We start from the raw sequence: 12,237 nt of genomic DNA, 5'->3' as shown, positions 1-12,237 counted from the left end.
GCCTGCTCCTCTGGCTCGCCGCATGCGAGGGTAAAGCCGTGGCTCAGGACGTCTCCCCGGAACTGGTCCGCGCCATCGCCCCCACGGGGACGCTGCGGGCCGCGATCAACTACGGCAACATCGTCCTGGCCCAGAAGGGGCCGGACGGTGAGCCGGCCGGCGTCTCGGCCGACCTCGCCCGGGAAATGGCGCGGCGGCTGAAGGTGCCGGTCGCCTTCACGACCTACGACACGGCCGGAAAGGTCGTGGACGCGGCCGGCGGCCCGGACGCCTGGGACATGGCCTTCCTGGCCATCGACCCGCAGCGGGCGAAGACCATCGCCTACACGCCGCCCTACGTGACCATCGAGGGGGCCTACATGGTCCCGGCGGATTCGCAGATCACCGCGAACGAGCAGGTCGACCGCGCGGGGGTGACGGTCGCCGTCGGCCGGAACACCGCCTACGACCTCTATTTGAGCCGCCACCTCAAGGACGCCGAGCGCGTCTTCGCGCCGACATCGGCCGAGGCGCTGGAGGTCTTCCGGCGCGACCGCGTGGCCGTCGTGGCCTCGGTTCGCCAGCCGCTCGAAGCCTATGCGCGGGCCAACGCGGACGTCCGCCTCCTGCCGGGCCGGTTCATGGTGATCGAGCAGGCCGTCGCCCTGCCGACAGGACGGCCGGAGTCCACGGCTTATCTCAGCCGCTTCGTCGAGGAGATGAAGGCGTCGGGGTTCGTCGCGGACTCCCTCGCGCGGAGCGGGCAGCACGACGCCACCGTCGCCCCCAAGGCCGCGCTTCCCTGAGGGAGGGACGCGGCCCGGATCCCTAGCTCTTGTCGCTGTGCTCGATCACCGCGCACAGCGTCAGCGGCCCCTTGTCGGGCGAGACCATCGACGAGCAGGTGACGAGCGCCCCGCCGAGATCGATGTTGCTGTGGCGCATCCGGCTCGCGGTCTCCTTGGCCCTGTGCGCGGCCTCGGTGATCGTCTTCGCATCGATGCCGGTGACGGCGTGGCCCGCCTTGCCGAATGTGTCGTAATACGCCTCGGGCGGGTTCGCCCCCCGGTACTGCGCCCCCACCGACGAGAGCGCCGGAGCCCCGCAGGCGAGCGACATCGTCATGTCGGGGTCGACGGTGAAGGTCGCGTAATCGGACCGCTGCTGGTCGGTCTTGGCCCCGGTCTCGGCCGTCACCTTCGCGACCAGGGATTCGCATTCGTCCGCCCGTGCGGATCCGGCCGCGAACAGGAGGATCGGGAGGAGAAGAAGCGCGCGCATCCCACCCATCTAGCGCGCATGGCCGGAAAGGGGATTGCCCGGAGGGCCTTATGCGGTGCCCGGCTCCGGCGCGGATTGTCCCAGTTCGATCATCACGATCTCCGGCGGCACACCGATGCGCACGGGGATGCGGCTGACGCCGAACCCGCCCGAGACGACGATGTGGCGCCCGTCCATGATGCGATGCCCATAGGCCAGATCGTGCCCGTTCACCCGGCGGATGGCCGGCGAGCGGCCGAACAGGCGGATCTGCCCGCCATGGGTGTGCCCCGACAGGGTCAGCGCCACCCGCGACGGCACTCGGGGAAAGATGTTCGGCTCGTGGGCCATCAGCAGGACCGGCGCGTCGTCCGTGACCTTGGCGAGAGTGCCGGGTAGGTCGGCGAGAGTCATGTGCCAACGGTTCTCGAACGGCTCCTGATCACCGAGTCCGGCGAGCCAGAACGGCTTGCCGTCCTTGGTGAGGCGCAGCACGTCGTTCTCCAGCACGGGGATGCCCCGCGCTTCCAAGAGCTTGCGGATGCGCGGCGTGCCGCCGAGCGCCGATTGCGTGGCCGGATCGTCCCACCAATCGTGGTTGCCGAGGATCGAGTAGGTGCCGAGCGGAGCGCGCAGGCCCTCCACGAGCTTGGCGAAATCCGACAGGGGGAGCTTCTGCCACGCCACCTTCCCGGCCGGGTAATCGCCCAGCATCAGGATGAGGTCGGGGCGCAGGGCGTTGGTCGCATCCACGATCTCCGCCACCCGGTCGAACGGCATGAACGGCTCGCAGACGTGGAAATCCGCCAGCACCGCGATGCGCAGGGCCGGGCCGTCCTTCCACTTGGGCAGGGTCGGCGCGTAGCGCGTCACCACGAGGCGGTGCAGGGGCTCGATTCCGAACCCGTAGACGCCCGTCGCCCCCATGATGCCGGCGGTCGCACCGAGCCCGGTGAGGACCTGACGCCGGCTCGGCAGGATCAGCATGGTTCCCGTTCGTCCTGTCCCATGGCACTGGTGGCCCCGCCGGAGCCTATACGCGACCTTCGGTTGACGACGGCTGAACCGGATCGCTCAAGGTGATGGAAGCGTGGCATGGCCTTCTGTAAGGTCTCGCCGCCGCCCCGTCCGTGAGAAGCGACACATCAGACCCATGCTGAACCGCCCCCTGCGCATCGGCACCCGCGGCTCCCCGATGGCCCTGGCCCAGACGGGCATGGTCCGCGACCGCATCGTTGCCGCCAATCCCGGCCTGGAGACCGAACTCGTCGTCGTCACCACCGTCGCCGACAAGATCCTCGACCGGCCGCTCTCCGAGATCGGCGGTAAGGGCCTGTTCACCAAGGAGCTGGAGCAGGCGCTCTACGCGAACGAGGTGGATGTCGCCGTCCATTCGATGAAGGACGTGGAGACGTGGCTGCCCGAGGGCCTCGCCATCGCCTGCATCCTGGAGCGCGACGACCCGCGCGACGCCTTCCTCTCCCCCCATGCCGAGACGCTGATGGACCTGCCCGAGGGCGCGCGGGTCGGCACCTCGTCGCTGCGCCGGGCGGCGCAGGTGCTGATGCACCGGCCGGACCTGAAGGTCGTGCCCCTGCGCGGCAACGCGAACACGCGGATGCGCAAGCTCGAATCGGGCGAGTGCGACGCGACCCTGCTCGCGCTGGCCGGGCTTCAGCGCCTCAGCCTCGAAGCCATGGCCCGCAGCATCCTGCCGGTAGAGACCATGCTCCCGGCCGTGGCGCAGGGCGCGCTGGGCATCGAGTGCCGGGCGGACGATGCGGAGATCCGCGCGCTCCTCGCCCCCATCGCCTGCGAGACCACCACGACCGCCGTCGCGGCGGAGCGGGCGCTGCTCGCCGAGCTCGACGGGTCCTGCCGCACGCCCATCGCCGCCCTGGCGCGGATCGACGGGGGCCGGCTACGCCTCGACGGGCTGCTGTTCCTGCCGGACGGGAGCCGGCATTGGGCCGCCTCCGGCGAGGGGCCGGTGGAAGAGGCCGAGCGCATCGGCCGCGAGGCCGGCGCCGCGCTGAAGGCGCAGGCCGGCGACACCTACACGAAGCACCTTCAGTAAAGGGTCAGCGCGCGATCTCCGACTGCGCGGCGCGGGCGAAGGCCTCGCGCTCGCGCAGTCGCTCGATCAGGTCGAGGACGTGGAGGACACGGCCGCGCAGGTCCCACCAGGACGGCAACCCGCGCGGGAGGCGCGGCACCGGGTGCGCGGCCACCGCCGCCACGAGGAACGCTGTCTGCGCCAGGGGCGGCAGAGCGAGGCCCAGCCCCACCGGGCGCGGCAGGGCGGCACCGAGCGCGTGGCCGAGCTTGGCGACGCCGCCGATCCGCGCGCGGCGGGTCACGCTGTCATGGCCGTTGCGACGAACCGCGAAGCCGATCTGCGCGTAGATCCGCGAGGCCGCGCGGATCGCCGGGCGGCAGCGGGGCGGCAGGGCGGCGATGCCGGCCTCGGCGCGGGCATAGAGCCCGTCGGCCTCCGCGAGCAGGCGCTCCACGACCTCCGCGAGGGCCGGCGACGGGCGCGGATCGGCGAGGAAGCGGTCCACGTCCAGGCCGGCGTCCGCCATCCAGTCCAGCGGCAGGTAGAGACGGCCCATCCGGGCGTCCTCACCGACATCGCGGGCGATGTTGGTGAGCTGCATCGCCGCGCCGAGGTCGCAGGCGCGGGCCAGGGCGTCGGCGTCGCGCACGCCCATGATGAGCGCCATCATCGCCCCCACCGAACCCGCGACGCGGGCAGCGTATGCGTGCAGTTCGCCGAGGTCGGCGTAGAAGCGGCCTTCCGCATCCCATTCCAGCCCCTCGACCAGGGCGAGGGGCAGCGCCTCGGGGATGGCGTGGGCGTCGATCGCGCCGGCGAAGGCGCGGTCGGCGGGATGGTCCGCCGGCTGGCCGGCATAGGCGAGGCGGATGCGCTCGCGCAGGCGGGCGACGGCACGGTGACGCCCCCGCGCCTCGCCGGCCTCGTCCACGAGGTCGTCGGCCAAACGGCAGAAGGCGTAGAGCGCGTGCGCCGGCTCCCGCACCGCCTGCGGCAGCAGCAGGCCGGCGGCGTGGAAACTCTTCGAGCCGGCGCGGATCGCCGTCGAGCAGGCGGCGCGGTCGTCCAGGCGGATCGGTTCAGGCCGTGACACGGGCATCCGGCACCACGCGGTCGAGGATACGGGCAGAGGAGAGCACGCCGGGCAGACCGGCCCCCGGATGGGTGCCGGCGCCGACGAGATAGAGGTTTTGCACTGCCGAGCGGTTGTGCGGCCGGAACCACGCGGATTGCGTCAGCACCGGCTCCAAGCCGAAGCCGGAGCCGCGATAGCTCAGGAAGTCGTCCTGGAAATCCTGCGGCGTCGTGAAGAAGCTCGTGACGAGTTCGGCCTTGAGCCCCGGCAGCACGCTCTCCTCCAGCATCGCCTCGATCCGGCGGCGGTAGGTTTCCCCCAGCGCCGCCCAATCCTGCCCGCCCGCGAGGTTCGGCACGGGCGCCAGCACGTAGAAGCAATCCTGGCCCGGCGGGGCGAGGCTGTCGTCCGTGGCGGTCGGCCGGTGGAGGTAGAGGCTCGCATCCTCCGCCAGCACCTTCCGGTCGAAGATGTCGGCCAGCAATTCGCGGTAGCGCGGCCCGAGCAGAATCGTGTGGTGAGCCACGTCCGGATAGCGGCGGCGCGTGCCGAAATACCAGACGAACAGCCCCATGGAGGAGCGCGCCCGCTTCATGCGGCCGGGGCTCCAGCGCAGGGCCTTGGGCAGCAGCTTGCCCTGGGTGATCGCCGAATCGGCGTTGGAGACCACGATGTCGGCGGGGATCGTCTCGCCGCCCGCGAGGCGCACGCCCCGCGCCGCGCCGCCCTCCACGACGATCTCGGCGACGTCGGCGCCGAGGCGCACCCGGCCGCCCTGCCCCCGGATCAACCGCACCAGCCCGTCCACGAGCTTGCCGGTGCCGCCCATGACGAAATGCACGCCCCAGCGGCGTTCGAGGTCGGCGATCAGGCAATAGACCCCGCTCGCCTTGAACGGGTTTCCGCCGATGAGCAGGGGGTGGAAGCTGAACACCGTGCGCAGCCGATCATCGCGGATGAAGCGCGACACCACCGCATGCACGCTGCGGTGGCCGGAGAGCCGCAGGAGATCCGGCGCGATCTTCAGCATCGCCCGCACCGAGCCGAACGGCACGTGCCCCAGTTGCTCGAAGCCCAGCGCGCACACCTTGCGGGCGTGGGCCATGAAGCGCTCGTAGCCCGCCACGTCGTCGGGGGAGAACCGGGCGACCTCAGCACGCATCCGCTCCGGGTCGCCGCTGTAATCGAAGGTCGCGCCGTCGCTGAAGCGGATCCGGTAGAACGGGTCCATCGGCACCATCGTCACGTCGTCGGCCATGGGCTTGCCGGCGAGCTGCCACAGCTCCTCGAACAGGAACGGCGCGGTGACGATGGTCGGCCCGGCATCGAAGGTGAAGCCGTCGCGGCGGTGGACGCGGGCCCGTCCGCCGGGCTGCTCCAGCCGTTCCAGCACCGTCACCCGGTAGCCCCGCGCGCCGAGCCGCACGGCGGCGGCCAGCCCACCGAAGCCCGAGCCGATCACCACGGCATGCGGCCGTGGATCGCTCGTGTCCCTCGACTCCGGTCTGGCCGCGAGTGTCAACATGACTTGACAGTGCCCGCCGATTTCACGGCGCGCAAGGGGCAAAATCTCCGGTGCGGCAGCGACGCCCCACGCTTTCGCACGTTCGGTCAGGCTGGCACGGTCCTGGCAGCGTGGCCGGTGGAGGTGAGCATGAGCACGGACTTCCTCAGGCGGGCGATCCTACAGGGGGCTGGGCGCGGCGAGGCCGACCTCGTGCTGAAGAACGGGCGGTTCCTCGACCTCGTGACCGGCGACCTCGTCGCCTCGGACATCGCCCTGTGCGGCGACCGGATCGTGGGCACCTATGGCCAGTATCGCGGCGCGCGGGAGATCGACATCGCCGGCCGGGTGGTGGTGCCGGGCTTCATCGACACGCATTTCCATGTCGAATCCTCGCTGATGACGCCGCTCGCCTTCGAGGCCTGCGTGCTGCCGCGCGGCGTCACCACCGGCATCTGCGATCCGCACGAGATGGCGAACGTGCTGGGCACGCCGGCCTTCGGGTGGTTCCTCGACTTTGCCGAGGCGATGGCGATGGACCTGCGGGTGCAATTGTCCTCCTGCGTGCCGGCGGCGGCGCATCTCGAAACTTCGGGCGCCTGCATCGAGGCCGCCGACCTGATGCCCTTCGCCCACCACCCGAAGGTGCTCGGCCTCGCGGAGTTCATGAACTTCCCCGGCGTGTTGGCAGCGGACGAGGGCGCGCTCGCCAAGCTCGCCGCCTTCCAGGGCCGCCCCATCGACGGGCACGCGCCACTGCTGCGGGGCGCGGCGCTCAACGGCTACATCGCCGCCGGCATCCGCACCGAGCACGAGGCGACCACGCCCGAGGAGGCGATGGAGAAGCTTTCCAAGGGCATGACCGTGCTGATCCGCGAGGGCTCGGTCTCGAAGGACCTGCACGCCCTGGCGCCGATCCTCGATGACCGCACGGCGCCGTTCCTGGCCTTCTGCACCGACGACCGGAACCCCCTCGACATCGCCGAAGAGGGGCACCTCGACTACGTGGTGCGCACGGCGATCCGCCTCGGCTGCCCGCCGCTCGCGGTCTACCGGGCGGTCTCGTGGTCGGCGGCACGGGCCTTCGGCCTCCGCGACCGGGGCCTCGTCGCCCCCGGCCAGCGCGCCGACCTCGTGATCCTCGACGACCTGCTCGATTGCGCGGTGTCGGGCGTCATCAGCGCTGGGCGCGTAGTGGACGATGCGCTGTTCGCGGGCCGCGCCCAGGTGGCGCCCATCGGCCGGGGCAGCATCCGCAGCCGGCGGGTGACGGCTTTCGACTTCGCCGCGCCGGGCTCCGGACCCTCGACGCCGGTCATCGGCGTGGTACCGGGCAAGATCATCACCCTTCGGCACGACCTCACCCTGCCCTATTCCGGCGGCGAACGGCGGATCGACCTCGGCCAGGACGCCGTGAAAGTCGCGGTGGTCGAGCGGCACGGGCGAAGCCGGCCGGGGGAACGGGGCATCGGCGTCGCGTTCGTGAAGGGGTTCGGGCTGAAGCGCGGGGCCATCGCCTCGTCGGTCGGGCACGATTGCCACAACATCACCGTCGTCGGCGCCGACGAGGCCGACATGACGGTGGCCGTGAACCGCCTCGCGGAGATCGAGGGCGGCTTCGTCGTGGCCGAGGGCGGGCGGGTGCTCGCCGAGATCGCCCTGCCGCTCGCGGGCCTGATGAGCCTCGACGCCCATCCCGAGATCGCCGCCGCGTTGCGCCGCCTGCGCGAGGCCGCGAAGGGGCTCGGCGTGGTGCTGCCGGAGCCGTTCCTGCAGGTCGCCTTCCTACCCCTGCCGGTGATCCCGCACCTCAAGATCACCGATCGCGGCCTCGTGGACGTGGACCGCTTTGCCCTGGTTGATGCGTGATCCGTGCATGAGGGGGCTGCGCGATTTTCGATTGCGCACAATCTATATTCTAGCTATCCCGGAATTGTCCGCCATCTAAGGCGCATCGCCATTCCGAAGGGGAGACGAGTATGTCCGTTGACGTGAAGTACCGCACCACCGCCACCGCCACCGGGGGCCGCGACGGCGCCGCGAAGACCGAGGATGGCTCGCTCTCCGTCAAGCTCGCGACCCCGAAGGAGCTGGGCGGCGCGGGCGGCGAGGGCAACAACCCCGAGCAGCTCTTCGCGGCCGGCTATTCCGCCTGCTTCCTGGGCGCGATGAAGTTCGTGGCGCCGCAGCTGTCGCTGAAGGTCCCGAACGACACGACCGTGACGGCGAATGTCGGCATCGGCCCGCGCTCCGAGGGCGGCTTCGGCATCACCACCGACCTCAAAGTCAGCCTGCCGGGCCTCGACAAGGCCGACGCCGAGCGTCTGGTGCAGGAGGCGCACAAGGTGTGCCCGTACTCCAACGCCACGCGCGGTAATGTCGATGTCGGCCTGACCGTCGCCTGATCTCAGCCTGACACGCGCTCTCGCAAGCCCCTCCTTCCTACTGGAAGCGAGGGGCTTTCCGTTTGCGCCTCAGCGGCGCGCCAGGGCGACCATGCCGCTGCCCTGCCGCTCGATCCGCCCGTCGAGTTCGAGTTCCAGCAGGATGGTCTGCACCATCCGCACCTCACAGGCGGCGGCGCGAGCGAGTTCGTCCGTCGCCACCGGGCCGGGCCCGAGCAGGGCAAGGATGCGGGTGCGCTCGTCGCCGGGCTCCGATTCCGGTTCCGGCATCAATTCGACCGGAGGCGCGGCGGCGGATCCCTCGAAATCCAGTTCCTCCCAGAAATCCGGCTGGTCCGCGAAATCCGGGCGCTTGCGGGCGGGCGCCGCCTCCGGCACCGGACCCCGCTCGATGATCGGCCCGATCACCTCCAGGATGTGCTCCGCCTCCGTGACGAGGGTCGCGCCCTGGCGGATCAGATCGTTGGTGCCCTCCGCGCGGGGGTCGAGGGGCGAGCCCGGCACGGCGAAGACCTCGCGGTTCTGCTCCAACGCGTATCGCGCGGTGATCAAGGAGCCCGAGCGTCGCGCCGCCTCCACCACGACGCTGCCGTAGCTGAGGCCGGAGACGATGCGGTTGCGGCGGGGAAAATCCTGGGCGCGCGGCTGCCAGCCCATCGGCATCTCGGCGAGCACGGCGCCGCCTGCTTCGAGGATCGACTCCGCCAGGGCGGCATGGTTGGCGGGGTAGATCTTGTCGTGCCCGCCCGCCATCACCGCGACGGTCCCGGTGGAGAGGCTCGCCTTGTGGGCGCGGGCATCGATGCCGCGCGCGAGGCCGGAGACGATGACCAGCCCGGCCTCGCCGAGGGCGCGGGCGAGGCGGTCGGTGAAGGCGCCCCCGGCCGCCGAGGCGTTGCGCGAGCCGACGATGGCGACGGCGGGCCGCGCGAGGATCGCGGGATCGCCGCGCAGGGCGATGAGCGGCGGGGCGGCGTCGGCGACTCTGAGCAACGTGGGATAGGCCGCATCGCCCGAGGCGAGGAAGACCCCGCCGAGGCGGGAAAGCGCCGCGACCTCGTCCTCGGCCTGCATCCGGCTCGGGGGCGTCACGGGCCGACCCCGGCGCTGCGTGAGGTCCGGCAGGGCGTCGAGGGCCGCCGCCGCGCCGCCGAAGCGGTTGATGAGCTGGCGGAAGTTGCGGGGGCCGATGCCCTCGGTGCGGATCAGGCGGAGCCAGTCGAGGCGTTGCGCGTCGGAAAGGTCCATCGCGCGCTCACCCCTTCTGGCCGATCCGCCCCTCAGTGCCTGCCGCAAGGCGCTGGATGTTGGGCGTGTGCTTCCACCACAGCAGGGATCCGAGCACGACGAAGAGCAGCGCCACCTCCGGCATGCCGAGGGCCCAGAGCACCAGGGGCGTCACCGCCGAGGCCGCAAGCGCGGAGAGCGAGGAGTATTTGAAGGCGAAGGCGAGCCCGAGCCACACGAGGGCAAAGGCGAGCAGCGCCGCCGGGCTGAAGGCGATGAGCAGGCCGATCAGCGTGGCGACGCCCTTGCCGCCCTTGAACCCGAGCCAGACCGGGAAGAGATGCCCGAGGAAGGCGCCGAGCCCGGCGGCCAGCGCCGGGCCCTCGCCGAGTTGCGCGGCGATGAGCACGGCGGCCGTGCCCTTCAGGGCATCCCCCAGCAGGGTCGCGAAGGCCAGCCCCTTGCGCCCGGTGCGCAGCACGTTGGTCGCGCCGATATTGCCCGAGCCGATGGCGCGCACGTCGCCGAGACCGGCGATGCGGGTGAACAGGAGCCCAAAGGGAATCGCGCCCAGCGCATAGCCGATGCCGAGCCCGGCGAGGGTCGGCAGGGTGGCGAGGTCCGAGGGGATCATGCCGCCGCCGCCAGATCGTCGACCGCGTGGACGATCCGCCCGCCGACCATCGTCAGCACCGCCCCACCCTGGAGCCGGGCCTCGTCGAAGGGCGAGTTCTTCGAGCGCGACTTTAGCCGCCGCTTGTCCACGACATAGGGCAGGTCCGGGTCGATCAGCACGAGGTCGGCCGGCGCCCCCTTCGCGAGGCGCCCGGACGGCTGGCCGAGGAGCTTGGCGGGGTTCACCGTCAAGGCGGCGAGCAGGCGTGGCAGAGGGACGTCGCCGGTATGGACGAGGCGCATCGCGGCGCCGAGCAACGTCTCGATGCCGAGCGCCCCGTCCGCCGCCTCGGCGAAGGGCAGGCGCTTGGTGTCCGCATCCTGCGGGTTGTGATCGGAGACGACCACGTCGATCACCCCCTCGGCCAGGGCTGCCACCACGGCCTGCCGGTCCGCCTCGTCGCGCAGGGGCGGCGAGAGCCGGCAGAAGGTGCGGTAATGGCCGATGTCGTTCTCGTTCAGGACGAGGTTGTTCACCGAGACGCCGCAGGTAACGGGCAACCCGTCCTCCTTCGCCCGGCGGACGATCTCCACCGAATCGGCGCAAGAGATCATCGCCGCGTGGTAGCGGGCTCCCGTCAGGCGCACGAGGCGGAGATCGCGCTCCAGCATCACCGTCTCGGCCTCGCGGGGTACGCCCATCAGGCCGAGGCGCGAGGCGAGTTCGCCCTCGTTCATCACACCCTCGGCGGCGAGGCTCGCCTCCTCGACATGCTGCATGAGCAGCACCCCGAAATCGCGCGCGTAGGTCAGCGCCCTGCGCATCACCTGCGCGTCGGCCACGGCGCGCAGGCCATCGGTGAAGGCCACCGCGCCGGCTTCCTGCAGCAGGCCGAACTCGGTCATCTCCCGGCCGCCAAGGCCCTTGGTGATGGCCGCCGCCGGCAAGACGTTCACGCAGGCCGTGTCCCGCGCCCGGCGCAGGACGAAATCCACGATCGCCGGCTCGTCCATGATCGGGTTGGTGTCCGGCATGCAGACCAGCGTCGTCACGCCCCCGGCGGCGGCGGCGGCGCTGGCCGAGGCCAACGTCTCTCGGTGCTCGGCACCGGGCTCGCCCACGAAGGCGCGCAGGTCGATGAGGCCGGGGGCCAGTACGCGGCCGGCGCAGTCGATCCGCTTCGCACCCGCAGGCGAACCGGGGGCGGCGCCCTGCACGATGTCGGCGATCCGCCCGTCGCGGACGAGGATCGCGCCGGACGTGTCCGCGCCCGTCGCGGGGTCGAGCAGGGTCGCGTTGGCGAGGAGGAGGTCGGTCACGGGCGCGGCTCCGCGGAGGCGTCGAGGCGCATGGCGAGGCCGGCGGCGGCCATGTGCGCCTTGGCCTCGCCGATGGTGGCTTGGCCGAAATGGAAGATCGAGGCGGCGAGCACGGCGCTGGCCCCGCCCTGCGCGACGCCGGCCACGAGATCGTCGAGCCCGCCGACGCCGCCGGAGGCGATCACCGGAACGCCCACCGCGTCGGAGATCGCGCGGGTGAGCGCGAGGTCGTAGCCGGAGCGGGTGCCGTCCCGGTCCATGGAGGTGACGAGGAGTTCGCCCGCACCCTTCTCCGCGACGAGGCGGGCGAAGGCGATGGCATCGATCCCGGTCGGGTCGCGCCCGCCATGGGTGAAGATCTCCCACCGCGCCGCCTCGCCGGGGGCGGAGACGCGCTTGGCGTCGATGGCCACGACGATGCATTGCGCGCCGAACTTCTCCGCCGCGCGGGCCACGAGGTCCGGGTCCTTCACGGCGGAGGTGTTGATCGCGACCTTGTCGGCGCCGGCCAGCAGCAGCGCCCGCACGTCCTCGACGGCGCGCACCCCGCCGCCCACGGTGAGCGGCATGAAGCAGGCTTCCGCCGTGCGGCTCACCACATCGAGCAGGGTGCCCCGGGCCTCGCGGCTCGCGGTGATGTCGAGGAAGCAGAGTTCGTCGGCGCCGGCCGCGTCGTAGGCCTTGGCGGCCTCGACCGGATCTCCCGCATCGCGCAGGCCCTCGAAGCGCACGCCCTTCACGACGCGCCCGTCCTTCACGTCGAGGCAGGGGATGATGCGGGTCTTGAGCACGG

Annotated in this window: 12 protein-coding genes; 4 read left to right on the top strand and 8 right to left on the bottom strand. The window is 71.6% G+C overall.

Annotation, left to right across the window (positions count from 1 at the left end):
* Window positions 1-38: 38 nt before the first annotated feature.
* A complete protein-coding gene (locus AAHF99_RS20420; RefSeq protein WP_342166306.1) occupies window positions 39-785 on the top strand; it encodes an ABC transporter substrate-binding protein in 747 nt (248 codons plus the stop codon).
* A gap of 22 nt (window positions 786-807) precedes the next feature.
* On the opposite strand, the gene AAHF99_RS20415 is transcribed toward AAHF99_RS20420, so the two are convergent.
* Both AAHF99_RS20415 and AAHF99_RS20410 read right to left on the bottom strand, forming a co-directional pair.
* On the bottom strand, window positions 808-1,260 hold the full coding sequence (locus AAHF99_RS20415; RefSeq protein WP_342166305.1) for an ABC transporter ATPase: 453 nt from the start codon (window positions 1,258-1,260) through the stop codon (window positions 808-810).
* A 48-nt stretch (window positions 1,261-1,308) separates the two neighbouring features.
* Complete coding sequence (locus tag AAHF99_RS20410) at window positions 1,309-2,226, bottom strand: metallophosphoesterase (protein WP_342166304.1); 918 nt, start codon at window positions 2,224-2,226, stop codon at window positions 1,309-1,311.
* Between the two features lie 166 nt (window positions 2,227-2,392).
* Between AAHF99_RS20410 and hemC the strand changes: the two genes are divergently transcribed.
* The gene (gene hemC / locus AAHF99_RS20405; protein ID WP_342166303.1) at window positions 2,393-3,316 is read left to right on the top strand and encodes a hydroxymethylbilane synthase; all 924 of its coding nucleotides are present in this window, start codon (window positions 2,393-2,395) and stop codon (window positions 3,314-3,316) included.
* Window positions 3,317-3,320: 4 nt separating this feature from the next.
* On the opposite strand, the gene AAHF99_RS20400 is transcribed toward hemC, so the two are convergent.
* Both AAHF99_RS20400 and AAHF99_RS20395 read right to left on the bottom strand, forming a co-directional pair.
* Window positions 3,321-4,397, bottom strand: coding sequence for a phytoene/squalene synthase family protein (locus AAHF99_RS20400; RefSeq protein ID WP_342166302.1), 1,077 nt, complete (start codon window positions 4,395-4,397; stop codon window positions 3,321-3,323).
* Entirely contained in the window at window positions 4,378-5,898 is a 1,521-nt protein-coding gene (locus AAHF99_RS20395; RefSeq protein WP_342166301.1) for a phytoene desaturase, read from the bottom strand. Before AAHF99_RS20395 ends, AAHF99_RS20400 begins: the two co-directional genes overlap by 20 nt.
* Window positions 5,899-6,027: 129 nt before the next feature.
* Between AAHF99_RS20395 and ade the strand changes: the two genes are divergently transcribed.
* Window positions 6,028-7,746, top strand: a complete 1,719-nt coding sequence (gene ade, locus AAHF99_RS20390; RefSeq protein ID WP_342166300.1) for an adenine deaminase — start codon at window positions 6,028-6,030, stop codon at window positions 7,744-7,746.
* Between the two features lie 110 nt (window positions 7,747-7,856).
* The gene (locus AAHF99_RS20385; RefSeq protein WP_342166299.1) at window positions 7,857-8,282 is read left to right on the top strand and encodes an organic hydroperoxide resistance protein; all 426 of its coding nucleotides are present in this window, start codon (window positions 7,857-7,859) and stop codon (window positions 8,280-8,282) included.
* 69 nt (window positions 8,283-8,351) lie between these two features.
* Here AAHF99_RS20385 and dprA read toward each other — a convergent pair whose 3' ends face one another.
* From dprA to hisF, 4 genes are read right to left on the bottom strand one after another with little or no spacing between them, the layout of a single operon-like run.
* Window positions 8,352-9,530: a DNA-processing protein DprA gene (gene dprA, locus AAHF99_RS20380; protein WP_342166298.1), complete on the bottom strand. Its 1,179-nt coding sequence runs from the start codon at window positions 9,528-9,530 to the stop codon at window positions 8,352-8,354.
* A 7-nt stretch (window positions 9,531-9,537) separates the two neighbouring features.
* The gene (gene plsY, locus AAHF99_RS20375) at window positions 9,538-10,143 is read right to left on the bottom strand and encodes a glycerol-3-phosphate 1-O-acyltransferase PlsY (protein ID WP_342166297.1); all 606 of its coding nucleotides are present in this window, start codon (window positions 10,141-10,143) and stop codon (window positions 9,538-9,540) included.
* Window positions 10,140-11,444 carry a dihydroorotase gene (locus tag AAHF99_RS20370; protein WP_342166296.1) on the bottom strand — a complete coding sequence of 435 codons (1,305 nt, stop codon included), beginning with the start codon at window positions 11,442-11,444 and terminating at the stop codon, window positions 10,140-10,142. The genes plsY and AAHF99_RS20370 overlap by 4 nt, the downstream gene beginning before the upstream one ends.
* The gene (gene hisF, locus AAHF99_RS20365; protein ID WP_342166295.1) at window positions 11,441-12,235 is read right to left on the bottom strand and encodes an imidazole glycerol phosphate synthase subunit HisF; all 795 of its coding nucleotides are present in this window, start codon (window positions 12,233-12,235) and stop codon (window positions 11,441-11,443) included. Before hisF ends, AAHF99_RS20370 begins: the two co-directional genes overlap by 4 nt.
* Between the last annotated feature and the right edge of the window lie 2 nt (window positions 12,236-12,237).

This window comes from Methylobacterium litchii (genome assembly GCF_038442315.1).
In the GTDB taxonomy this organism is placed as follows: Bacteria; Pseudomonadota; Alphaproteobacteria; order Rhizobiales; family Beijerinckiaceae; genus Methylobacterium; species Methylobacterium litchii.
The sequence above is the reverse complement of the archived record's forward strand: the minus strand, read 5'-3'. Positions and strand labels throughout refer to the sequence as shown.